This window comes from Variovorax sp. GW822-FHT04A09, from assembly GCF_058801005.1.
In genome coordinates this window covers 1-19954 of record NZ_JBXAMV010000009.1, presented here as the reverse complement: position 1 = coordinate 19954, position 19954 = coordinate 1, and the positions used below count along the sequence as shown (strand labels likewise).

Sequence of the window (19954 nt, the reverse complement as noted above, 5' to 3'; positions counted from 1 at the left end):
TGCCATGACGCGCCTTTTCTTCTCTCCCGCCGCGCTGGCCCTGGCGGCGCTGTTGCTGCTCGCGGGCTGCGCGACGCCATCGGCCGATGCGCCTGCGCGCACACCACCCGTCGCAGACCCGTGGTGGGGCGGCTTCGGCAGCACCGAGCTGCCGGCCTTCGTCGCCGCGGTCGATGCCGGCAACCCCGACGGCGACGCCGCCGAAGCGCGCCTGCGCCAGGCCGAGGCCCAGGAGCGCATCACCGGCGCCTCGGCCTGGCCTGAACTGTCGGCCACTGCCGATGTGCAGCGCCAGGGCCAGCTCGGCGGCGATGCGAACGTGAGCGGCAACCGGCGCGCGCTCGGGCTCGGTGCGCGTTACGAGGTCGACCTGTGGGGCCGCCTGCGCGCACAGCGCGACAGCGCCGGCGCCTCGCGACGCGCCAGTGCCTTCGACCGCGACGCGGTGCGGCTCGCGCTGCGCGCGGGCGCGGGCGCAGCCTGGCTCGAAGCGCTGGGCCTGCGCGAGCGCACGGCCATCGCGCGGCGCAGCCTGGACGATGCCGAACGGCTGCTGCGGCTGGTCGAGGCCCGTACGCGAGCGGGCGCGGCCTCGCCACTCGAGCGTGCGCAGCAGCGCGGCATCGTCGCGTCGCAGCGACGCACGGCCGCCACGCTGCACCAGCAGTCGCGCGCGGCCGACATCCGCATGGCGCGTTGGCTCGGCCAGGCCGGCAGCGAGGTGCGGATCACGGCCACCAGCCTGCAGCAGCTCGCGCTGCCCGCGGTGGACGCCAGCCTGCCGGCCGACCTGCTCGCGCGCCGGCCCGACATCGCACGCGCCGAAGCTGCATTGGCCGCAGCCGATGCGGATGTAGCGGCGGCGCGCGCGGCGATGTTCCCCATGCTCACGCTGAGCGCCGGCCTCGCGGCCGCGGGGCCGCGCTTCGGCACGCTGTTCGATCACCCGGTGTACAGCCTGGCCGCTGCGCTCGCGGCGCCGGTCTTCGACGGCGGCCGGCGCGCGGCGGCGCGCGACCTGTCAACCGCACGGCGCGAAGAGCTGCTCGCGACCTACCGCGCCGCCACCGTGGCCGCCTTCACCGACGCGCTGACCGCGCTCGACGCCGTGGCCGCGCTCGACACGCAGCGCGCCGCGCAGGACGAGGAACTGGCACAGGCCGAGCGCGCGCGCACGCTCGCCGAGTCGCGCTACCGCGCAGGTGCCGAGACGCTGCTCACGCTGCTCGATGCGCAGCGCACGCTGTTCGCCGCGCAGGACGCACGCGCGCAGTTGCTGCAGGCCCGGTTGCAGGCCAGCGTGGCGCTGTACCACGCGCTCGGCGGGGGTTGGTCTGCCGAAGCGGCAGCCTCCACGCGCCTCAGCCGAACCGCACGCTGATCTGCAGGCCCGGGTGCGCGTTGCGCACCGTGAGCCGGCCACCGTGGGCTTCGGCGATGAGCCGGCACAGGTACATGCCGAGGCCGACACCGCCCGTGGCACGCGCCCGCGCGCCGTCGGTGCGGTAGAAGGGCTCGGTCAGGCGTTCGAGCTGCGCGTCGTCCACGCCGGGACCGAAGTCGCGCACTTCCAGCTCGGCGCCGCCGTCGGCCGGCGCACGCAAGCTCACGGTCGGTGGCTGCGGTGCGCCGGCGCTGTAGCGCAGCGCGTTGTCCAGCAGGTTGCGCACCATCAGGCGCACGCGCATGCGGTCGACGGGCTGCGGTGCCAGGCCGTCCGCGAGGTCGAGCTGCACCGCCTGCGCGCCGGGCATCTCGGCCACGATCTCGCGCACCAGCGCGGCCAGGTCGACCGGCTCGCGCTGCAGCGCGGCATGCGGGCTGGCCAGGCGCTCGCTTTCGAGCAGGTCGCTGATCAGGTCGCGCATCTCGTTGAGGTCGCGCAGCAGCGCCTCGCGCTCGGCCTCGCCTTCGGGCGTGGCGGGCAGCAGCTCGGCGTTGAGCCGGGCCCGCGTGAGCGGCGAGCGCAGCTCGTGGCTCAGCGCCAGCAGCAGGCCGCGCTTGGCATCGAGCATGGCCTGGATGTCGCTGGCCATGGTGTTGACGCGCTGCGCGAGGTCGCCCAGGTCGTCGTTGCGGCGGATCGGAATAGGCTGCGTGAACTCGCCGCGGCCGAAGCGCTGCGCGCCCTCGCGGATGTCGATGAGCGGACGCAGCAGCCGGCTCACCAGTGCGTAGGCCACCACCACGAGCAGCAGCAGCACGCACAGCGTGGTCCAGCCCGCCGCGCGCGGCGCGAGCTGCCACAGCCGGGGCGCCCAGCCGAAGATGACCTTGTGCCCGTCGGCCGTGGGGCGCACGAACCAGCGCTCGGTGGAGAACATCGACTCCTCGCGGTCGCGGTCGTAGAACCAGCCGCCGCGCGCGTGCATGTCGTTGCCGGGGTTCGACTCCCAGTTCACGCTGGGCCCGGTGATGCGGATCGTGATCGGGAGCCGGTCGACCAGCGCCTGCGCGCGCACCGTGTCGGGCGGCGTGCCGAGTTCGGCAACGAGGCGGTCGGCGTAGTCCATCAGCATCGGCTGCGCTGCCTCGGCCCAGGTGCTGGAGAACGAACGCTTCATGCCGCCCACGAACACCGCCGCCATCACGAGCGCGAGCACCACGAACATCATCACGATCCGCACGCGCACCGAGCTGCGCCAGCGCTGCTGCATGTGCGCGTGCATGCGCGCATGCCAGTGCCGGCGGCGCTCCTTGCCGGGGCACAGGCCTTCGTTGTCGGCGGGCACGGCGCCTGCGCGCCTGCGGGGAAATCTCATGAAGACGGCTCGCCCGGCGCCACGGCCAGCGCATAGCCGGCGTTGCGCAGCGTCTTGATGCAATCGAGCGGCTCGAGCTTCTTGCGCAGCCGGCTCACCACGATGTCGACCGCGCGCGTGAAGAGCTCGGCCTCGTGGCCGCGCAGCCGGTTGAGGATGTCGTCGCGGCTGAACACCTTGCCGGGCTCGCCGGCCAGCAGCGCGAGCAGGTCGAACTCGGTGCCGGTGAGCTCCACGCGCTCGCCGTGGCGCAGCACCTGGCGCCGGTCGAGGTCGATCGAGAGGCCGTCGAACACGCGCAGCTGGGCATTGGCGGCGGCGGCTGCCGGCGCGCTGCGCTGGCGGCGCAGGATGGTCTGCACGCGTGCCACGAGTTCGCGCGGCTCGAAGGGCTTGGGCACGTAGTCGTCGGCGCCGAGTTCGAGGCCGACCACGCGGTCCATGACCTCGCCGCGCGCGGTGAGCATCACGATGGGGATGTCGCTTTCCTTGCGGATCTCGCGGCACAGTTCGAAGCCGTCCATCTCGGGCAGCATGACGTCGAGGATGGCCGCGTCGTAGTGCCCCGCGCGCAGCTTGGCGATGCCCTCGCTCGGGCGCTTGGCGCTGTCGAGCGTGCAGCCGAAGCGTGCGAAGTAGGTGGTCAGCGGCGCGGCGAGGTGTTCGTCGTCGTCGATCAGCAGGATGCGCGGCATGGCGGGATTGTGCCTCCTGGCAAAGAGAGCGCGAATGGCAAGGCTTGCAATCAATCCGGCCGGCATCGCACCGTCCAGACCAGGCCGGCGGCGAGGCCGGCGAGCAAGAGCACGTGATAGACCACGTCGGGCACCGTGCGCGGGCCGATGCCCGCGACGATGGTGCCAAGGCCGACCAGCGTGCCCAGCAGGGCAAAGCCCTGTCCGGCGATCGCCGCCGTGCGGGCATGCGCGGGGCGGCGCCAGGTTTCGAGCGCCGCGAGCACCAGCACGGTGGCGATCACGGCCTCGGCGGTGCGGGCCTGCGGATGCGCGTGGCCGGCCACGAACCAGCCGCCGTGCACCGCCGACGCGGCGGCGAGCGTGAACGCCTCGCCCAGCATCACGGTGCGCGCGAGCGCGGGGCGCATCGAAGGACGCGAACGGGCCACGGCACTCACCACGGATCGGCGCGGCCGATGCGGCCGAGGTGGGTGGACGCAAAACCGGTCGCGTACTTCAGGCCGAAGCCCAGCGCATGGTCGAGCCCGACGCGGGCCAGCCAGATCAGGCCGCCGGCCACCGCCCACGGCTGCGCCGCGAACACGCCCAGCGCCAGCAGCAGCACCGGCCCGATCAGCGCATGCGCGGCGTTGTACAGCGCCGCGCCGACACGCGGCCCCGCGAGGTAGCCGAGCAGCGAAAGGTCGGGCGCGAACAGCCAGAGCGCGAACACGCCCCAGCCCATGCCGAACTGGGCATAGCCGACCAGCGCCACCGCGAGCACCACCGCGCCTTCGAAGCGCAGCACGGTGCGCACGCCGTCTACGGCCGGCACTGCCGCCAGTTCGCGAGACGCCGCGGAACCCACGTGCTGCTGCGGCGCCCGCAGAGCGGGTCGATGCAGCGACACGAAGCGCGCCCAGCCCGGGGGCGAGCCCATTTCAGCCATGACGGTTCCAGCGGCGGCCGCCGCGCTCCATGAAGTCACGCACCTTCTGTTGCTGGGCGGGGTTCAGGTGGTCGAAGAAATCGGCCGCGGCGGCGATCACCTCGGGGCTGCCGGTGCGCACCACGGCGGTCTTCTCTTCGATCAGGCGTGCGGCGCCGGCCTGGTCGAGCGTGTTGCCCGCGAACAGGGCCTTGAACTGCGAGCGCGGATCGCCCGAGCCGCCCGCACCGCGCATCGCCTGGCGCTGCGCCTGCAGCTTCTCGGCGAGCACGGTGAGCTTCTGCTTCTGCGCGGCGTCGAGTTCGAGCTTGCTGCCGACACGCTCGACCATCTTGGCGCGGAACTCGGCGCTGTCGCCGCCCCAGCCGTGGCGGTGGCCGGCACAGCCGGCGATGCTGCCGGCGACGACGGCCAGGCCGGCGAATCCGAACAGGGTGCGTTTGATCCAGTGCTTCATGGGGGTGCTCCTTCATGCGCCCCTGCGCGGGGCTGCTTCAGTGATGGACGAGGCGACGGCGGCGCCGCCCGGGGCGCCGCATCGTCGGCTCAGAGACGGTTGCCGCTGTCGCGCGCGGCGGCGGCACGCGCGTCGACGGGGTTCTGCATCGTCGAGATGACCTTGCTGTTCACGCGCGAACCGGAGGTCACGTTCTGGTCGGGGGCGGCGGCGGTGCGCACGGCTTCGGCGATGACGCGGGCGCGGTCGGTCGACACGGCCACGGTCTCGGGGCCGCGCGAACCGCGCACGACGTTCTGGTCGGGGGCGGCGGCGGCGCGCACGGCTTCAGCGTTGACATCGGCGCGGCTCATGGCCGACACGGGCGCGTGGACGCCCTCGTAGCTTTCAGCCTTGGCGCCGGCGGCGGCGAGCATGGCGAAGGAACCGACAGCAACGAGCTGCGCGAGGGAGAAGGACGACTTGACGATCATGATGCAGGCCTTTCTTTCAGGGGTTGGAAGAGGAGACCTGATGGTGCGCGTCGATGCCCCGAGAGTCCTTTCACCCCCGTATCGCCGTATTTCGGTTTGTTTCACCAGGATTGGCTCGGCCCCAGGCTGCGCGCACTTCGTGTCGCTTCGCCAACCCCCTACCGGGGGCAACACCGACGGCCCGGCAAAGCCGGTTCCGTGGTGTTCCTGGTGCTTGCGTCCCACCGCGAAGGGCGGGGTTACGGGCTCAGCCCGCGAGTGCGGCCGCGGGATCGTCCGCGTCGAGCACGCCCTGCGCCCAGGGTTCGAGCTTGCCGGTGTCGGCGCGCAGCACTTCCTGCTTCACGGCGAGGATGCGCGAGGGGTGCATCGAGAAGCTGCGCAGGCCCAGGCCCAGCAGCAGGCGCGTGAAGGCGACATCGCCCGCCATCTCGCCGCACACCGACACGCCCTTGCCCTGGCGGCGGCACTCGGTGATGGTGTCGGCCACGAGCTTGAGCACCGCGGGGTGCGCGGGGTCGTACAGGTGGGCGACGGCCTCGTCGGCGCGGTCGATGGCCAGCGTGTACTGGATCAGGTCGTTGGTGCCGATCGACAGGAAGTCGAAGTGCTTCAGGAAGGTCTTGAGCGTGAGCGCGGCGGCCGGGATCTCGATCATGGCGCCGAGCTTGACCGGGCCGTACACCGCGCCGCGGTTGTCGAGTTCGGCGCGCGCGAAGTCGATGAGCGACAGCGTCTGGCGGATCTCGCTGGCGTGCGCGAGCATCGGAATGAGCAGGTGGATCTCGCCGTGCGCCGCCGCGCGCAGGATGGCGCGCAGCTGCGTGAGGAACATCGCCGGATCGGCCAGGCTCCAGCGGATGGCACGCAGGCCGAGCGCGGGGTTCAGGTGCTCCTGCTTGCTGCCCGATTTGCCGTCCAGCGGCTTGTCGGCGCCCACGTCGATGGTGCGGATGGTGACGGGCATGCCCTGCATGCCCTCGACCGCGCGCTTGTAGGCCTGGTACTGCTCTTCCTCGTCGGGCAGGCGCGTCTGGCGCGCCGAGTTCTCGCGGCCCATGAAGAGGAATTCGCTGCGAAAGAGGCCCACGCCCACGGCGCCGGCCTTGACGGCGCCGGCCGTGTCTTCGGGCATCTCGATGTTGGCCAGCAGGTCGACGCGCTGGCCGTCGAGCGTGACGGCGGGCTTGTGGCGCAGCCGCGCAAGCCGCCCGCGTTCGAGGTCGCCCTGGCGCTGCTTGAAGCCGTACTCGGCCAGGATGATCGGCGACGGGTCGACGATCATCACGCCGGCTTCGCCGTCGATGATGACCCAGTCGTCCTGCCGCACCAGCTGGCTCGCGGAGCGCGCGCCGACGATGGCCGGGATGTCCATGCTGCGCGCGACGATGGCGGTGTGCGAGGTGCGCCCGCCCACGTCGGTCACGAAGCCCGCGAACACGCTCTTCTTGAACTGCAGCATGTCGGCCGGCGAGAGGTCGTGCGCAATGAGCACCAGCGGCACGTCGAAACCGTCGCCCGCGGTGGGGTCGTCGTCTTCGTCGTCGTGCGCGGCGGCGGCGCGCTTGCGCCGCGGCGGGCTCGGCGCGAGCACGGCAGCCGTGCCCTTCATGCGATGCAGCATGCGCTCGACCACCTGCTCAAGGTCGGCCTTGCGCTCGCGCAGGTACGGGTCCTCCATCTCGTCGAACTGGCGCGCGATGATCTCGAGCTGCGTGGTCAGCGCCCATTCGGCGTTGTACAGCCGCTCGCTGATCCAGTGCTTCACGCCACCGCTGAGCACGTCGTCCTGCAGCAGCATCTGGTGCACCTCGAGCAGCGCCGCGAGCTCGTGCGGCGCGTCGTTCGGGCCCATCTGCGCCACGCTGGCCTGCAGCTTGGTGAGCTCGTCGGCCACCGCATTGCGCGCGGTGCGCACGCGGTCGATCTCGGTCTCGATCTCCTCGGGCTTGATGAAGTAGTGCGCCACGTCGATGCGGCTGGACACGACCAGCACCGCGCGGCCGATGGCAATGCCACGGGCGACCGGGAGACCGTGGACTGCGAAGGTCATGCGCGGGTCCTTATTCGCCTTCGCCGAACTTGTCGTCCATCAGTTGGACGATGGCGTTCATGGCTTCGTCTTCCTGCGGGCCGTTGGTTTCGAGCTCGACGGTCACGCCGAGGCCAGCGGCCAGCATCATGACGCCCATGATGCTCTTGGCGTTGATGCGGCGGTCGCCGCGCGACAGCCACACCTCGCAGGGGAAGCTGCCGGCGAGCTTGGTCAGCTTGGCCGACGCGCGTGCGTGCAAGCCCAGCTTATTGCTGATGGTCACGGATTTCTTGATCACTGTGCTTTCTTTTCGCCTGGTTCTGGGGAGCCGCCACCGCCACCTGCATCACGCCGGCGGTGCCGCCCGCGAGGGCGCGCTGCACCAGGGTGTCGAGCGGTTCATGGCGGTAGGTGACGGCGCGCAGCAGCATCGGCAGGTTGACACCGGCCACGAGCCGCGAGCGCACGCCGTCCACCAGCTTCTGCGCGACGTTGCAGGGCGTGGCGCCGAACACGTCGGCCAGCACCAGCACCTGCGAGCGCGGCGCATGCAACTGCTGCGCGAGCGTGATGCGCGCGGCGGCCAGCGTTTCCTCGGGCGACACGTTGGGCAGCACGTCGAGGGCCACGACGGCCTGCTCGCAGTCGGGGAACACATGCAGCGCGCACTGCCGCAGCGCCTGTGCGAACGGGGAGTGGGCAATGATGAGGATGCTGTTCATGCGGCTCGGAGGACGACGCGTCGATTATGCGGGGGCGCCCAAAGGAAGTAGAGACATCGAGGACACAACGCGGCAGCTGGGGAAAGCGGCCATGGCGGGCGCGTGGCCGGGATGTCAGTTTGCGCCGCGACAACAGCTATGAAAACGATAGCTGGCCCGCGCATCGCGGCCCGCCGGCCGGCCCTCGCTCATGGCAGGCGCAGGCCCTCGAAGAAGGTCTTGGTCGCCTCGGGCGAGGACGGCCGGCCGAGCACGGTGGCCTGGTAGAGCGACACGCTGCCGTCTTTCTGCGACTGCGCGAACCAGAGCACCTGGACCGGCGCCACGCCCTGCTGCGCCGATTGCCCGTCGAGCCGCCACGGTGCGGGAACGGCCGTGGCGCGCGGCAAGGTGGCCGGCCCCTGGATCACCTGCGCGACGCCCAGCTGGCCGTGCGTGGCCGTGCGCCAGGCCGTGAGCCAGGCCTCGGCCTGCGCCGGGCTGGTCGCGGCGGCATGGGCCACGGCGAAGGTCGCGCCGCCGGCTTCGCAGCCGGTCATGTCGACCTGCACCGACTCGGCGCCCAGCGGCACCGCGCGCTGGGCGCGGTCGGCCTTGCAGGGCAGCAGCGCAACCAGGCCGGCGTCGGCGATCGGCACTTCGCGCCAGTTGAAGGTGGGGCTGCAGGCGCCCAGCGCGGCGGCCAGGGCCAGCACGGGCCAGGAGGGGAAAGGAAGCGAGGGCATCGGAGGACGATTATCGAGCGGCCTTCGGGGAATGAAGCGCGTGCGCCGACGCGTTCCGGCACGCGGAACTAAAATCGCGCCGCCTCTCTCCTTCAGGTGCCCATGAAAAAATACATCGCTGCCGCCGCCGTCGTGATCGCCCTGGCCGCCGGCGTGGGCGTGTACCTCGGTTCGGGCAGCACGGCCGCTCCGGCCTCGACCTTCGTGCTGCTCGACGGCACCACCAAGAGCACGGCCGACCTGAAGGGCAAGGTCACGCTGGTCAACTTCTGGGCCACGAGCTGCGTGACCTGCGTGGCCGAGATGCCCAAGGTGATCTCGACCTACGACAAGTACAAGGCCCAGGGCTACGACACGCTGGCGGTGGCCATGAGCTACGACCCGCCGAGCTACGTCGTCAACTTCGCCGAAACCCGCAAGCTGCCGTTCAAGGTGGCGATCGACAACACCGGCAGCGTGGCGCAGGCCTGGGGCGACGTGAAGCTCACGCCGACCACCTTCATCGTCAACAAGAAGGGCGAGATCGTGAAGCGCTACGTGGGCGAGCCCGACTTTGCCGAGCTGCACAAGCTGATCGAAAAACTCCTGGCCGAGGCCTGACCTTCGGCCCCAGAAAAGCAAAAGGCGCTCCGAGGAGCGCCTTTTTCGTGGCGAAAGCCCGCGGCTTACTGGTTGCGGAAGCTGTCGTGGCAGGCCTTGCAGCTCGCGCCGGTCGGGCCGAACTGGGCCTTGAGCGCGTCGATGTTGCCGGCCTTGGCGGCGACGACGAGCTTGCCGGTCTCGGCGATCACCTTGTCCTGGTGTTCCTTGAACTTCGCGGCTTCCTTCCAGACTTCGGGCTTGGCCTTGCCGCCCTCGGTGCCGGCGCCGAAGCCGGCCCAGGGCAGCTTGGCCATGTCGGCGACGATCTCGGCGTTGGCGGCCGCAGCGGCGGCGTCGTAGGGCGCCCGGCCGTTGGCCATGGCGCCGAGGCGGCCGAAGTGCTGGGCCATCACGAACAGCGCGCTCTGGCGGTACTTGATGGCATCTTCGGGCTTGGCGAACTGTGCCGCGGCGGGCAGGGACATCGCAGCGCAGGCGGCTGCAAGGGCGAACGAAGCAAAACGGGTCATCGTGGGTCCTTGTGTGGGGGTTTGGGCACCGTCGAACGCGGTGCTGCAGGCAGTGTAGGGGCTGCCCGTGTCGGGCGCATAGCAACAACCCGGTGGAAGGACCGGGCCGGACTTTGCTAATCTGCGCCTTCCGCAGCCTCGCGCCCCGGCGCCTTTTTCGATGACCGACACCCTCTCGGTGGCCCGCACACGCGTCTGGGACCTGCCGACCCGCCTCTTTCACTGGGCGCTCGCCTTCGCCGTGATCGGCCTGATCGTGACGGGCCTGAACGGCATCATGGAATGGCATTTCCGCCTCGGCTACACCGTGCTGGCGCTGCTGCTGTTCCGGCTGATCTGGGGGGTCGTGGGCGGGCGCTGGTCGCGCTTCGCGGCCTTCATCTATGCGCCGGGCTCGGTCATCGCCTACCTGCGCGGCAAGTCGCACCCCGACCACCTGATCGGCCACACGCCGCTGGGTGCGCTGTCGGTGTTCGCGGTGCTGGCGCTGTTGATCCTGCAGGTCGCCACCGGGCTGATGGCCGACGACGAGATTTCCGCCTCCGGGCCGCTGACCCGCTTCGTGTCGGGCGCGATGGTGAGCCTGGCGACGGGCTGGCACAAGGCGCAGGGCAAGTGGATCGTGATCGCCCTGGTGAGCCTGCATGTGCTGGCGGTGCTGTTCTATGTGCTGGTCAAGCGGCACCGGCTGGTCGGGCCGATGCTGTCGGGCGACAAGCTGGTGGTCGCCGGTGCGGCCGCCAACGGGAACGGTAACGGCAATGGCAACGGCGTGGCCCCGAGCCGCGACGATGCGGTGTCGCGCACGCTGGCGCTGGTGCTGTTCGCGCTGTGCGCGGGCGTGGCGTTCTGGGTGGCGTCGTTGCGCGTATGAGCGGCTTTTCCGTCTCCCGCCCGTTACCGCTGTCGGACACGCCGGCTGTGGTGCTGCTCACGCCCGACGAACCGCATGAAGTCGACGCCGTGCGCGCCATCTTCCGCGACTACGCGGGCTCGCTGGCCATCGACCTCGACTTCCAGGATTTCGACGGCGAACTGGCCGGACTGCCCGGCGAGTACGCCGAGCCGCGCGGCACCTTGCTGCTGGCGCTGGTCGATCCCGCCCATGTGAACGAAGACGCCGGCCGTGCTGCACCCACGCTGAAGCGCGCCGACGGCACGCTCGCCCACGTGGCGGGCTGCTGCGCGCTGCGCCCGCTCGACACCACGGACTACGCGAACGCGGCGGAAATGAAACGGCTGTATGTGCGCCCCGGGTTCCGGGGGCTCGGGCTCGGCCGGCAGCTGGCCGAGGCCATCCTCGATGCGGCCCGCAGCGCAGGCTATGCCTGCGTGCTGCTCGACACCCTCGACGACATGGAGTCGGCGCGCGCCCTCTACGAAGACCTGGGTTTCGCGGAGGTGCCGCCCTACTATCACAACCCCGTCGCCGGGGCTCACTACCTCAAGGTAGAGCTGTAGGCCAGACTCAGCCGCGGGCTTGCGCCAGCAGCGTGTCGGCGTCGCTCACTTCGAACTTGCCCGGGCCTTCGACGTTCAGCGTCGCGACCTTGCCGTCCTTCACGAGCATCGAGTAGCGGTTGCTGCGCAGGCCCATGCCGCGGCCGGTCAGGTCGAGCGTGAGGCCGGTGGCCTTCGCGAAGTCGGCGCTGCCGTCGGCCAGCATGCGCACCTTGGCGCCGGTCTTCTGGTCGCGCGCCCAGGCGCCCATCACGAACGCGTCGTTCACGCTCACGCACCAGATCTCGTCCACGCCGGCGGCCTTGAAGTCGTCGAAGTGCTGCACGTAGCCCGGCACGTGCTTGGCCGAGCAGGTGGGCGTGAAGGCGCCTGGCAATGCGAACAGCGCGATGGTCTTGCCCGCCGTGGCCTTGGTCACGTCGACCGGGTTCGGGCCGATGCTGCAGCCCTCGCCCTCCACTTCGGAATATTCCTGCAGGGTGGCCGAAGGAAGGGTGTCGCCGACTTTGATCATGTGAATTGCTCCTGAAAAAGAAAAACGGCCCACATTGTGGGCCGTTTCCGGATGGGTTGCCTCGAGGGCGACCGAGTGCCTGATCAGACCAGGACGGCCTTCTCGACCAGACGGGTCACGACCCAGTTCTTGGTCTTCGAGATCGGACGGCTTTCCGTGATCTCGATGGTGTCGCCGAGGTGGTACTCGCCCTTTTCGTCATGGGCGTGGTACTTGCTCGTCTTGGCCACGATCTTGCCGTAGAGCTCGTGCTTCACACGGCGCTCGACCAGCACGGTCACGGTCTTGGCACGCTTGTCGCTGACCACCTTGCCGATCAAGGTGCGCTTGAGGGATTTTTTAGCTTCCGTCATGTTCACTCCTTACTTGGCGGCTTGGGTCTCTTGCTCTTTCTGAGCAAGAATGGTCTTGGCGCGAGCGATGTCGCGACGCGTCACGCGCAGCGTCGTGGTGTTCGACAGCTGTTGCGTGGCCTTCTGCATGCGCAGGCCGAAGTGGGCCTTCTGCAGATCCTTGATTTCGGCTTGCAGGCCTGCGACGTCCTTCGTGCGCAGGGTTGCGGCCTTCGTCACCTTGGCCGAAGCCGCGGTTTCTTTCTTCTTACGTGTTGCCATGGATGTTCTCCTCTCAGGCGCCGAGCTGGCGAGCGACGAACGTCGTGCGCAGCGGAAGCTTGGCGGCGGCCAGGCGGAACGCTTCGCGGGCGAGTTCTTCGGGCACGCCGACGATCTCGAACACGATCTTGCCAGGCTGGATTTCAGCGACGTAGTACTCGGGGTTGCCCTTACCGTTACCCATCCGCACTTCAGCGGGCTTGGTAGAGATCGGCTTGTCCGGGAACACGCGGATCCAGATACGGCCACCGCGCTTCACGTGACGCGAAATCGCGCGACGAGCGGCTTCGATCTGGCGCGCCGTGAGGCGACCGCGGTCGGTGCATTTGAGACCGAAGTCACCGAACGCAACCGAGTTACCCGTGGTTGCGATGCCGGTGTTGCGGCCCTTTTGTTCCTTGCGGAACTTTCTGCGTGCAGGTTGCAGCATGTTTTGTTACTCCGTGAGGGCCCCAGGCACTTGCGTGCCCGGGAGCGACCGATTACTCGGTCTTGGCACCGTCCGCTGCTGCAGCGGGCGCGGCTTTGCGGACGCGCTTAACGGCGGGTTTCGAGTCTGCACCGGCGCCGCCGGTTGCTTCTGCGGGCTTGTCGCTGCCATCGGCCGGAGCGGTGTTGCCACCGATCGGACCACGGGCACCGGCACGGGGGCCGGGACCACGACGGTCGCCACCCGGACGGTCGCCAGGGCGACCATCACGGCGGGGACCACGCGGGCGGCGCTCTTCGTCCGGACGCGGCGTTTCGACGGCCGGCAGGTCGTTGCGACCCAGCGTGTCGCCCTTGTAGACCCAGACCTTGACGCCGATGACGCCGTAGGTGGTCTTGGCTTCCGAGGTGCCGTAGTCGATGTCGGCGCGCAGGGTGTGAAGCGGCACGCGGCCTTCGCGGTACCACTCGGTACGTGCGATTTCGATGCCGTTCAGGCGGCCAGCCGACATGATCTTGATGCCCAAGGCACCCAGACGCATGGCGTTCTGCATGGCACGCTTCATGGCGCGGCGGAACATGATCCGCTTTTCGAGCTGCTGCGTGATGCTGTCGGCGATCAGCTGCGCATCGATTTCGGGCTTGCGCACTTCTTCGATGTTGACCGCAACCGGCACGCCGAGCTGCTTGCCCAGTTCGCGCTTGAGGTTCTCGATGTCTTCGCCCTTCTTGCCGATCACGACGCCCGGACGAGCCGAGTAGATCGTGATGCGTGCGTTCTTGGCGGGACGCTCGATCATGACGCGCGACACCGAAGCGTTCTTCAGCTTCTTCTTCAGGTATTCGCGAACCTTGATGTCTTCGGCCAGCATGCCCGCGAAATCGCGGTCGCTTGCGTACCAACGGCTGGACCAGTTACGGGTGACCGCAAGGCGGAACCCGGTTGGGTGGATTTTCTGTCCCATATTTCTTCCAGGCCTTCTTAGTTGCCAACCGTCACGTACACATGGCACGTGGGCTTGCTGATGCGATTGCCGCGACCCTTGGCGCGCGCCGTGAAGCGCTTGAGCGTTGCACCTTGCTCGACGTAGATGGTCTTGACCTTCAGCTCGTCGATGTCGGCGCCGTCGTTGTGCTCGGCGTTGGCAATCGCCGACTCGAGCACCTTCTTGATGATCACAGCGGCCTTCTTCTGCGTGAATTGCAGAACGTTGAGCGCTTGATCGACCTTCTTGCCGCGGATCAGGTCCGCGACCAGACGGCCCTTGTCGACCGACAGGCGGACACCGCGGAGGACTGCACGTGTTTCAGACATGGTCGTTCCTTACTTCTTCTGGACTTTTTTGTCCGCGGGGTGCCCCTTGAACGTGCGCGTGAGCGCAAATTCGCCGAGCTTGTGGCCGACCATCTGGTCGGTGATGTACACGGGCACGTGTTGCTTGCCGTTGTGCACAGCGATGGTCAGACCGATGAACTCGGGCAGAACCATCGAGCGGCGCGACCAGGTCTTGATCGGCTTCTTGTCCTTGTTCGTCACGGCCTTGTCGGCCTTGGCCACGAGGTGGTGGTCGACGAAAGGACCCTTTTTGAGAGAGCGAGTCATTGGCTATCCCTTACTTCTTGCGACGCGACACGATGAAGACCTGCGTGCGCTTGTTGTTACGGGTGCGATAGCCCTTGGTCAGATTGCCCCACGGGTCGACAGGATGGCGGCCTTCGCCAGTCTTGCCTTCGCCACCACCGTGCGGGTGGTCGACCGGGTTCATCACCACGCCGCGAACGGTCGGGCGGATACCCATGTGACGCTTCACACCGGCCTTGCCGAGCTGGCGCAGGCTGTGTTCTTCGTTGGCCACTTCACCGATGGTCGCGCGGCATTCGATGTGAATGCGACGGACTTCGCCCGAACGCATGCGGACCTGGGCGTAAACGCCTTCACGGGCCAGCAGCGTGGCCGAGGTACCGGCCGAACGTGCGATCTGCGCGCCCTTGCCGGGTTGCAGTTCGATGCAGTGGATCGTCGAACCCACGGGGATGTTGCGGATCGGCAGGGTGTTGCCGGCGCGGATCGGGGCTTCGGCGCCCGACATCAGGGTTGCACCGGCTTCCAGACCGCGCGGGGCGATGATGTAGCGGCGCTCGCCGTCGGCGTAGCAGACCAGAGCGATGTGGGCGGTGCGGTTCGGGTCGTACTCGATGCGTTCGACCTTGGCCGGGATGCCGTCCTTGTTGCGCACGAAGTCGACAATGCGGTAGTGGTGCTTGGCACCACCGCCACGATGGCGGATCGTGATGTGACCGTTATTGTTACGGCCGGCCTTCTGGAACTGGGGTTCCAGCAGGGCTGCGTGAGGCGCACCCTTGTGCAGGTGATCACGCGAAATCTTCACCGCGCCGCGTTGGCCCGGCGAAGTGGGTTTCATCTTGATGACGGCCATGATTAAGCGCCTTCCCCGACGAGGTTGAGCTCTTGACCGGCCTTCAGCGTCACATAAGCCTTGCGCACGTTGTCGCGGCGGCCGATGGACTTGCCAAAGCGCTTGGTCTTGCCCTTGGTGTTGAGCACCGACACGCCCTGGACTTCGACCTTGAACATCAGTTCAACAGCGGCCTTGATCTCGGGCTTGGTGGCGTCTTGCAGCACCTTGAAAGTGACAGCGTTCGACTTCTCGCCGACCATCGTGGCCTTTTCGGACACGATCGGTGCGACCAGCACGTTCATGAGACGGCCTTCGTCGAACTTACGTTGTGCAGGGGTGGGGTTCACGCGGCTCATGCGAACATCTCCTTGAGCTTGTCGACGGCACCCTTGGTGACCAGCACCTTCTTGTAGTGAACCAGCGACACCGGATCGGCGTAACGGGGTTCGACCACGAGGATGTTGACCAGATTGCGCGAGGCAAGGTACAGGTTTTCGTCGACTTCTTCGGCGATCACGAGCACGGACTCGAGATTCATTGCCTTGAAACGGGCTGCCAGCGGCTTCGTCTTGGGCGAATCCACGGTCAGCGAATCGACCACGGCCAGACGGCCTTCGCGAGCGAGCTGCGAGAAGATGGAGGCCATGCCGGCGCGGTACATCTTCTTGTTGATCTTCTGCGAGAAGTTTTCGTCAGGCATGTTCGGGAAGATCCGGCCGCCTCCGCGCCACAGGGGCGAGGACGTCATACCGGCGCGGGCGCGGCCCGTTCCCTTTTGCTTGAAAGGCTTCTTGGTCGAGTGCTTGACCTGTTCGCGGTCCTTCTGGGCGCGCGTGCCTTGACGGGCGTTGGCCTGGAATGCAACGACGATCTGGTGGACCAGGTCTTCGTTGTAGTCACGGCCGAACACGGTCTCGGGGGCGTCGTACTTCGACGCGGCCTGGCCTTGTTCGTTCAGGAGTTCGAGTTGCATTACTTCGCTCCTTCAGCCGCTTGCGGCTTGGCCTTGATGGCGGGACGCACGGTGACGAAGCCACCCTTCGAACCCGGGATCGCGCCCTTGATGAGCAGCAGCTGACGTGCTTCGTCGATGCGGAACACGTCGAGGTTTTGCGTCGTGCGGGTGACGTCGCCGAGGTGGCCCGTCATGCGCTTGCCGGGGAACACGCGACCGGGGTCTTGTGCCATGCCGATCGAGCCGGGCACGTTGTGCGAACGGCTGTTACCGTGCGACGCGCGCTGCGAGCTCATGTTGTGACGCTTGATCGTGCCGGCGTAGCCCTTGCCGATGGTCGTGCCTTGCACGTCCACCTTCTGGCCCACGGAGAACACGCTGCTTGCCGCGATCACGCCGCCAGCCTTGTGCTGACCTGCGGTATCGGCGGTGACGCGGAATTCCTGGATGATTTCACCAGCTTCGACACCTGCCTTGGCAAGGTGGCCGGCTTGGGGCTTGGTCACGCGCGATGCTTTGCGCGAACCGAACGTCACCTGCAGGGCGACGTAGCCATCGGTCTCTTGGGACTTGATCTGGGTCACACGGTTGTTGGACACATCCACCACCGTGACAGGAACTGCGTCCCCGTCATCGGTGAAGAGACGCATCATCCCCACCTTGCGGCCCAGCAACCCGAGGGAGTTGCTCAGACTCATTTGTTTTCTCCAAAAATGGAAGACTTCCTTCGCCGCTGCCACTTCAATTGGCGACAGCGTTTGGCTGGTTTCCCGGCCTGCGAGAGAAGGTTGATAAATCTCCGCCAGAACGGCGCCCGAACGGACGCAACAAGAGCAGAGCCAGAGATTATAGCCCGCAGTCGAACCGAGGCGCAAGTGGCCCTTTTCGGGCCGGATTCAGGGGGTTCCGGCCCCGTTTCGGGCGGCTTTCGGGCCTATTTCGCGGGCAGCGAGATGATGTTGTCGCCGCCTGGCAGCGACTTGATCTCGCCATTGGCCTTCATGGCGGGCGCCGCCGCGCCGGTCTGGATCGGGATGGAAATGGCACTGGTCCGACCAGCCTGCTTGATGAACACATTCAGGTAGGCCAGACCGTCACCCTGGCTGATCACCGTGACGGAAGTGTCGGAGCGCTGTCCCGACGGCAGGCTCAGCGACGCGCTGCCGGACAGCGTCAGGCCCGCATCGACCGTCAGCGTCACGCTGGCGCCTGCGGGGTCGCTGACGCCGTCGAACTGCAGAACGACGACAGTCGGCTTGCCGGCCTGAGGCGCGCCGTCCAGCCGGTACTGCAGCTTGACGCCGGAGTCATTGGGTTTTCTCGATGCGGTCACCCAGGGGGTGGCCGCATCCTTCGAGGTTGCAGCCGACAGCTTCGCAGTGGTGCGCGCCGGCGGCATGCCGTCGGCCAGGGCGGACACTGAGAGCGCGGACAGTGCAAGTCCCGCCGCCAACGCGGCAGCCAAAGAGAGGCGAGTGTTCAGGATCATCGCGAGCCTTCCCTTCCTATTGAACAAGCACGCTGAGGCACAGCGGCGAAGCAGAGGAGCTCGTCATTGCGGCATCCCGCACTGCCAGAACGTACTCACCCGCGCTCAGGCTGACCCGGTTGCCCGACCGGGCGATCTCTCCGCCCCGGAAGACGTCGAAGTCCGGCAGCGTGGCGCCCCCGACCGTGACCTGGTAGTCCCGGTTCGCCGGCGCGGTGAAGCGCAGGTAGGCAATGCTGCCGTGCTTGTTGCCGGTACCCGCCGCATTGGAGACGCAGGCACTGCTCGGCGCCGGACCAACCGTCAAGGCTCCGTACATCGGCAGCGCTCTTGACACCCCGCCGTCGTTCGATTCGCCCGTGCCGAATGCATCGCTGGAGGTGATGCCCTGCCCAGCCAACAGGCTGTTCAGCGCCGAGGCGTTGCCAGGCGACGTCGCATTGAACGCGGCGGCGAACGCGTGGATGGACGTGACCGGCGCGCCGCTTCGGAACTGGAAGCCGGTCAAGGTGTCGTGGATGGGCTTGAAGCCGGCTTGCCGATTGAGATTCCACAGGATGGCCTGGACCGACAGTTCGCGGAACCAGCCCGGGTTGCCGGTCGGGGGGCCGGCGGACAGATCCAGCCGCCCACCGTCGCCCTGCTGCGCACCCGTCGAGTCCACGTAGTTGCTCCGGTTCAGGGCGATGCCCGACCATGCATTGCCCCAGCCTTCGGAAAAAGCGAGCCGCCGGTCGAGACGATCCGTTCCGTCATGCTCGCCCCCCATCGAATCGTCGCGGCTGAACGCCGACTGGTAATAGTGCCCCCACTCATGCGCGATCACCGGTGCATCGAACTCGTCGGTGTCGACGTTCTCCTTGCCCAGCACATAGATCTGCCGACCGCTGCTTCCGTTGTTGAAGAAGAAGGTCGTGCCGATTTGCCCTGTCGCGAGGTTGATCGACGTGGACGGCGCATTGTCGGCACTCCAGAAAACCTTCAGCACAGGAAACGCCGAAGCTGGCGCCACCGACAGCACCTTCTGCATGGAGGTGTAGATCGTGTCGAGCACGGCGAACGGCGCTGCGACGCGCGTCCCGCTGTAGCCAGAACCTCCCCAGCCGCTGTCCGCACGCAGGTCGCGCGTCAATGCCACGCTTCCCGAAGAAAAGCTCGCCGACTGCATCGAGTACAGCGCATCGCTGCGCGTGTTGTCGCGCACCGTGACATCCCAGGTCGCGCCCGGACCGGTCCGGGTCAGCTGGGCCCGGACGCGCACGGTGATGTTCGTGTTCGCCGGCACCGAGACCGCGTAATTGCCACCGTCATCCGTGGTGGTCAACGCGAGCTGCGCCGATGTGGTGGCATCGAGCACCTCTACCGTGGCGCCGCGCACGGGCTTGGCTGTGGTGTTCGCGTACAGGAGGGGCCCGCTGTTGTTCGGCACCGAGTCGTAAGTGGCTTTCCCGCTCAGGGTGACCGGGTTCAGCACGATCGGCAGGCCGATGGGAAACCCACCGCCGCCTCCGCCACCACCACCGCCTCCCCCACCGCAACCTGCCAGCAATGCTGCTGCGATGCACGCCGCACCGAATGCAAAAGAGAACTTCTGGCTCATCACGTGTGCTGCCCTCGTTTCAGCCCCGGCGCACTGCGTCCCGCAGGCCGGTGCGCGAGGATGCCACACTTGAGAAACAAACGTGAAGCACAAAAAAGCCCGCCTGCATTTCTGCAGGCGGGCTGTGCTCGGAATGCGACGCGAGGTCGAATTACTGCAGCTTGATCTCGACGTCGACGCCGGCCGGCAGGTCGAGCTTCATCAGCGCGTCCACGGTCTTGTCGGTGGGATCGACGATGTCCATCAGGCGCTGGTGCGTGCGGATTTCCAGCTGGTCGCGCGACGTCTTGTTGACGTGCGGCGAACGCAGGATGTCGAAACGCTTCATGCGGGTCGGCAGGGGCACGGGGCCCTTGACGATCGCGCCGGTGCGCTTGGCGGTGTCCACGATTTCAGCGGCCGACTGGTCGATCAGCTTGTAGTCGAATGCCTTCAGGCGGATGCGGATCTTTTGCTTGGTAGCCATGGTGATTCCTTTGCGTCCGGCTTAGATGTCGAGGATCTTGGCCACGACGCCCGAACCCACGGTACGGCCGCCTTCACGGATGGCGAAGCGCAGG

The 19954-nt window shown here is 67.8% G+C and carries 30 protein-coding genes; 4 read left to right on the top strand and 26 right to left on the bottom strand.

The window, feature by feature from the left end; genetic code table 11:
• Positions 1-4 precede the first annotated feature (4 nt).
• Positions 5-1381: an efflux transporter outer membrane subunit gene (locus tag AC1RLW_RS30385; RefSeq protein ID WP_493196145.1), complete on the top strand. Its 1377-nt coding sequence runs from the start codon at positions 5-7 to the stop codon at positions 1379-1381.
• On the opposite strand, the gene AC1RLW_RS30380 is transcribed toward AC1RLW_RS30385, so the two are convergent.
• The 10 genes from AC1RLW_RS30380 to AC1RLW_RS30335 form a co-directional block, all read right to left on the bottom strand.
• Positions 1362-2762: a sensor histidine kinase gene (locus AC1RLW_RS30380; RefSeq protein WP_095950133.1), complete on the bottom strand. Its 1401-nt coding sequence runs from the start codon at positions 2760-2762 to the stop codon at positions 1362-1364. The two genes, AC1RLW_RS30385 and AC1RLW_RS30380, sit on opposite strands and share 20 nt — an antisense overlap.
• A complete protein-coding gene (locus tag AC1RLW_RS30375) occupies positions 2759-3457 on the bottom strand; it encodes a response regulator transcription factor (RefSeq protein ID WP_062478915.1) in 699 nt (232 codons plus the stop codon). The genes AC1RLW_RS30380 and AC1RLW_RS30375 overlap by 4 nt, the downstream gene beginning before the upstream one ends.
• Before the next feature lie 50 nt (positions 3458-3507).
• A complete protein-coding gene (locus tag AC1RLW_RS30370) occupies positions 3508-3888 on the bottom strand; it encodes a hypothetical protein (RefSeq protein ID WP_493196144.1) in 381 nt (126 codons plus the stop codon).
• Between the two features lie 5 nt (positions 3889-3893).
• A complete protein-coding gene (locus AC1RLW_RS30365) occupies positions 3894-4388 on the bottom strand; it encodes a DUF4260 domain-containing protein (protein WP_493196143.1) in 495 nt (164 codons plus the stop codon).
• Positions 4381-4845: a Spy/CpxP family protein refolding chaperone gene (locus tag AC1RLW_RS30360; RefSeq protein WP_493196142.1), complete on the bottom strand. Its 465-nt coding sequence runs from the start codon at positions 4843-4845 to the stop codon at positions 4381-4383. Before AC1RLW_RS30360 ends, AC1RLW_RS30365 begins: the two co-directional genes overlap by 8 nt.
• Positions 4846-4934: 89 nt before the next feature.
• A complete protein-coding gene (locus tag AC1RLW_RS30355) occupies positions 4935-5318 on the bottom strand; it encodes a hypothetical protein (protein ID WP_062478905.1) in 384 nt (127 codons plus the stop codon).
• 247 nt (positions 5319-5565) lie between these two features.
• A complete protein-coding gene (ptsP, locus tag AC1RLW_RS30350) occupies positions 5566-7371 on the bottom strand; it encodes a phosphoenolpyruvate--protein phosphotransferase (RefSeq protein WP_139700413.1) in 1806 nt (601 codons plus the stop codon).
• Positions 7372-7381: 10 nt separating this feature from the next.
• A complete protein-coding gene (locus tag AC1RLW_RS30345; protein WP_062478901.1) occupies positions 7382-7651 on the bottom strand; it encodes an HPr family phosphocarrier protein in 270 nt (89 codons plus the stop codon).
• Entirely contained in the window at positions 7620-8075 is a 456-nt protein-coding gene (locus tag AC1RLW_RS30340) for a PTS sugar transporter subunit IIA (protein WP_062478898.1), read from the bottom strand. Before AC1RLW_RS30340 ends, AC1RLW_RS30345 begins: the two co-directional genes overlap by 32 nt.
• Before the next feature lie 188 nt (positions 8076-8263).
• Positions 8264-8800, bottom strand: coding sequence for a hypothetical protein (locus AC1RLW_RS30335; RefSeq protein WP_492687403.1), 537 nt, complete (start codon positions 8798-8800; stop codon positions 8264-8266).
• A gap of 102 nt (positions 8801-8902) precedes the next feature.
• Between AC1RLW_RS30335 and AC1RLW_RS30330 the strand changes: the two genes are divergently transcribed.
• Complete coding sequence (locus tag AC1RLW_RS30330) at positions 8903-9400, top strand: TlpA disulfide reductase family protein (protein WP_062478893.1); 498 nt, start codon at positions 8903-8905, stop codon at positions 9398-9400.
• 65 nt (positions 9401-9465) lie between these two features.
• On the opposite strand, the gene AC1RLW_RS30325 is transcribed toward AC1RLW_RS30330, so the two are convergent.
• Complete coding sequence (locus tag AC1RLW_RS30325; RefSeq protein WP_062478890.1) at positions 9466-9912, bottom strand: c-type cytochrome; 447 nt, start codon at positions 9910-9912, stop codon at positions 9466-9468.
• A gap of 160 nt (positions 9913-10072) precedes the next feature.
• Between AC1RLW_RS30325 and AC1RLW_RS30320 the strand changes: the two genes are divergently transcribed.
• On the top strand, positions 10073-10786 hold the full coding sequence (locus AC1RLW_RS30320; RefSeq protein WP_095747044.1) for a cytochrome b/b6 domain-containing protein: 714 nt from the start codon (positions 10073-10075) through the stop codon (positions 10784-10786).
• A complete protein-coding gene (locus AC1RLW_RS30315; RefSeq protein ID WP_493196141.1) occupies positions 10783-11373 on the top strand; it encodes a GNAT family N-acetyltransferase in 591 nt (196 codons plus the stop codon). The genes AC1RLW_RS30320 and AC1RLW_RS30315 overlap by 4 nt, the downstream gene beginning before the upstream one ends.
• 7 nt (positions 11374-11380) lie before the next feature.
• Here AC1RLW_RS30315 and AC1RLW_RS30310 read toward each other — a convergent pair whose 3' ends face one another.
• From AC1RLW_RS30310 to AC1RLW_RS30240, 15 genes are all read right to left on the bottom strand, one after another.
• A complete protein-coding gene (locus AC1RLW_RS30310) occupies positions 11381-11887 on the bottom strand; it encodes a peroxiredoxin (RefSeq protein WP_070061892.1) in 507 nt (168 codons plus the stop codon).
• Positions 11888-11970: 83 nt separating this feature from the next.
• Entirely contained in the window at positions 11971-12240 is a 270-nt protein-coding gene (rpsQ, locus tag AC1RLW_RS30305; protein ID WP_062478880.1) for a 30S ribosomal protein S17, read from the bottom strand.
• Positions 12241-12249: 9 nt separating this feature from the next.
• Positions 12250-12459, bottom strand: a complete 210-nt coding sequence (rpmC, locus tag AC1RLW_RS30300) for a 50S ribosomal protein L29 (protein WP_056577224.1) — start codon at positions 12457-12459, stop codon at positions 12250-12252.
• Between the two features lie 55 nt (positions 12460-12514).
• Positions 12515-12931, bottom strand: a complete 417-nt coding sequence (rplP, locus tag AC1RLW_RS30295; protein ID WP_007838137.1) for a 50S ribosomal protein L16 — start codon at positions 12929-12931, stop codon at positions 12515-12517.
• 52 nt (positions 12932-12983) lie between these two features.
• Positions 12984-13895, bottom strand: a complete 912-nt coding sequence (gene rpsC / locus AC1RLW_RS30290) for a 30S ribosomal protein S3 (RefSeq protein ID WP_062478877.1) — start codon at positions 13893-13895, stop codon at positions 12984-12986.
• A 17-nt stretch (positions 13896-13912) separates the two neighbouring features.
• On the bottom strand, positions 13913-14245 hold the full coding sequence (gene rplV, locus AC1RLW_RS30285) for a 50S ribosomal protein L22 (protein WP_007838134.1): 333 nt from the start codon (positions 14243-14245) through the stop codon (positions 13913-13915).
• A 9-nt stretch (positions 14246-14254) separates the two neighbouring features.
• Positions 14255-14533 (bottom strand): 30S ribosomal protein S19, encoded by a 279-nt coding sequence (gene rpsS / locus AC1RLW_RS30280; protein WP_062478874.1) that lies wholly within the window; start codon positions 14531-14533, stop codon positions 14255-14257.
• A 10-nt stretch (positions 14534-14543) separates the two neighbouring features.
• Positions 14544-15368 (bottom strand): 50S ribosomal protein L2, encoded by an 825-nt coding sequence (gene rplB, locus AC1RLW_RS30275; RefSeq protein ID WP_056576555.1) that lies wholly within the window; start codon positions 15366-15368, stop codon positions 14544-14546.
• Between the two features lie 2 nt (positions 15369-15370).
• Positions 15371-15706, bottom strand: a complete 336-nt coding sequence (rplW, locus tag AC1RLW_RS30270; protein WP_056576559.1) for a 50S ribosomal protein L23 — start codon at positions 15704-15706, stop codon at positions 15371-15373.
• On the bottom strand, positions 15703-16323 hold the full coding sequence (gene rplD / locus AC1RLW_RS30265; protein WP_062478869.1) for a 50S ribosomal protein L4: 621 nt from the start codon (positions 16321-16323) through the stop codon (positions 15703-15705). The genes rplW and rplD overlap by 4 nt, the downstream gene beginning before the upstream one ends.
• Positions 16323-17003: a 50S ribosomal protein L3 gene (gene rplC, locus AC1RLW_RS30260; RefSeq protein ID WP_062478866.1), complete on the bottom strand. Its 681-nt coding sequence runs from the start codon at positions 17001-17003 to the stop codon at positions 16323-16325. Before rplC ends, rplD begins: the two co-directional genes overlap by 1 nt.
• 236 nt (positions 17004-17239) lie before the next feature.
• Positions 17240-17794 (bottom strand): hypothetical protein, encoded by a 555-nt coding sequence (locus AC1RLW_RS30255; protein WP_493196138.1) that lies wholly within the window; start codon positions 17792-17794, stop codon positions 17240-17242.
• A 16-nt stretch (positions 17795-17810) separates the two neighbouring features.
• A complete protein-coding gene (locus AC1RLW_RS30250; RefSeq protein WP_493196137.1) occupies positions 17811-19394 on the bottom strand; it encodes a hypothetical protein in 1584 nt (527 codons plus the stop codon).
• 151 nt (positions 19395-19545) lie between these two features.
• Positions 19546-19860 carry a 30S ribosomal protein S10 gene (gene rpsJ, locus AC1RLW_RS30245; protein WP_007838118.1) on the bottom strand — a complete coding sequence of 105 codons (315 nt, stop codon included), beginning with the start codon at positions 19858-19860 and terminating at the stop codon, positions 19546-19548.
• A gap of 21 nt (positions 19861-19881) precedes the next feature.
• Positions 19882-19954: EF-Tu C-terminal domain-related protein (locus tag AC1RLW_RS30240; protein ID WP_487861899.1), on the bottom strand; the 73-nt coding region annotated here is incomplete at its 5' end.

Coding starts and splice junctions, on each gene's coding strand:
- AC1RLW_RS30365 (WP_493196143.1), bottom strand. CDS start 4,388: ATGGCTGAAATGGGCTCGCCCCCGGGCTGGGCGCGCTTCGTGTCGCTG.
- rpsQ (WP_062478880.1), bottom strand. CDS start 12,240: ATGACGGAAGCTAAAAAATCCCTCAAGCGCACCTTGATCGGCAAGGTG.
- rpsS (WP_062478874.1), bottom strand. CDS start 14,533: ATGACTCGCTCTCTCAAAAAGGGTCCTTTCGTCGACCACCACCTCGTG.
- rpsJ (WP_007838118.1), bottom strand. CDS start 19,860: ATGGCTACCAAGCAAAAGATCCGCATCCGCCTGAAGGCATTCGACTAC.
- AC1RLW_RS30335 (WP_492687403.1), bottom strand. CDS start 8,800: ATGCCCTCGCTTCCTTTCCCCTCCTGGCCCGTGCTGGCCCTGGCCGCC.
- AC1RLW_RS30310 (WP_070061892.1), bottom strand. CDS start 11,887: ATGATCAAAGTCGGCGACACCCTTCCTTCGGCCACCCTGCAGGAATAT.
- AC1RLW_RS30340 (WP_062478898.1), bottom strand. CDS start 8,075: ATGAACAGCATCCTCATCATTGCCCACTCCCCGTTCGCACAGGCGCTG.
- AC1RLW_RS30355 (WP_062478905.1), bottom strand. CDS start 5,318: ATGATCGTCAAGTCGTCCTTCTCCCTCGCGCAGCTCGTTGCTGTCGGT.
- AC1RLW_RS30320 (WP_095747044.1), top strand. CDS start 10,073: ATGACCGACACCCTCTCGGTGGCCCGCACACGCGTCTGGGACCTGCCG.
- rpsC (WP_062478877.1), bottom strand. CDS start 13,895: ATGGGACAGAAAATCCACCCAACCGGGTTCCGCCTTGCGGTCACCCGT.
- AC1RLW_RS30315 (WP_493196141.1), top strand. CDS start 10,783: ATGAGCGGCTTTTCCGTCTCCCGCCCGTTACCGCTGTCGGACACGCCG.
- AC1RLW_RS30325 (WP_062478890.1), bottom strand. CDS start 9,912: ATGACCCGTTTTGCTTCGTTCGCCCTTGCAGCCGCCTGCGCTGCGATG.
- AC1RLW_RS30360 (WP_493196142.1), bottom strand. CDS start 4,845: ATGAAGCACTGGATCAAACGCACCCTGTTCGGATTCGCCGGCCTGGCC.
- AC1RLW_RS30255 (WP_493196138.1), bottom strand. CDS start 17,794: ATGATCCTGAACACTCGCCTCTCTTTGGCTGCCGCGTTGGCGGCGGGA.
- rplW (WP_056576559.1), bottom strand. CDS start 15,706: ATGAGCCGCGTGAACCCCACCCCTGCACAACGTAAGTTCGACGAAGGC.
- AC1RLW_RS30330 (WP_062478893.1), top strand. CDS start 8,903: ATGAAAAAATACATCGCTGCCGCCGCCGTCGTGATCGCCCTGGCCGCC.
- AC1RLW_RS30250 (WP_493196137.1), bottom strand. CDS start 19,394: ATGAGCCAGAAGTTCTCTTTTGCATTCGGTGCGGCGTGCATCGCAGCA.
- rplB (WP_056576555.1), bottom strand. CDS start 15,368: ATGGCCGTCATCAAGATGAAACCCACTTCGCCGGGCCAACGCGGCGCG.
- rplC (WP_062478866.1), bottom strand. CDS start 17,003: ATGAGTCTGAGCAACTCCCTCGGGTTGCTGGGCCGCAAGGTGGGGATG.
- ptsP (WP_139700413.1), bottom strand. CDS start 7,371: ATGACCTTCGCAGTCCACGGTCTCCCGGTCGCCCGTGGCATTGCCATC.
- AC1RLW_RS30385 (WP_493196145.1), top strand. CDS start 5: ATGACGCGCCTTTTCTTCTCTCCCGCCGCGCTGGCCCTGGCGGCGCTG.
- AC1RLW_RS30375 (WP_062478915.1), bottom strand. CDS start 3,457: ATGCCGCGCATCCTGCTGATCGACGACGACGAACACCTCGCCGCGCCG.
- rplV (WP_007838134.1), bottom strand. CDS start 14,245: ATGTCTGAAACACGTGCAGTCCTCCGCGGTGTCCGCCTGTCGGTCGAC.
- AC1RLW_RS30380 (WP_095950133.1), bottom strand. CDS start 2,762: ATGAGATTTCCCCGCAGGCGCGCAGGCGCCGTGCCCGCCGACAACGAA.
- rplP (WP_007838137.1), bottom strand. CDS start 12,931: ATGCTGCAACCTGCACGCAGAAAGTTCCGCAAGGAACAAAAGGGCCGC.
- rplD (WP_062478869.1), bottom strand. CDS start 16,323: ATGCAACTCGAACTCCTGAACGAACAAGGCCAGGCCGCGTCGAAGTAC.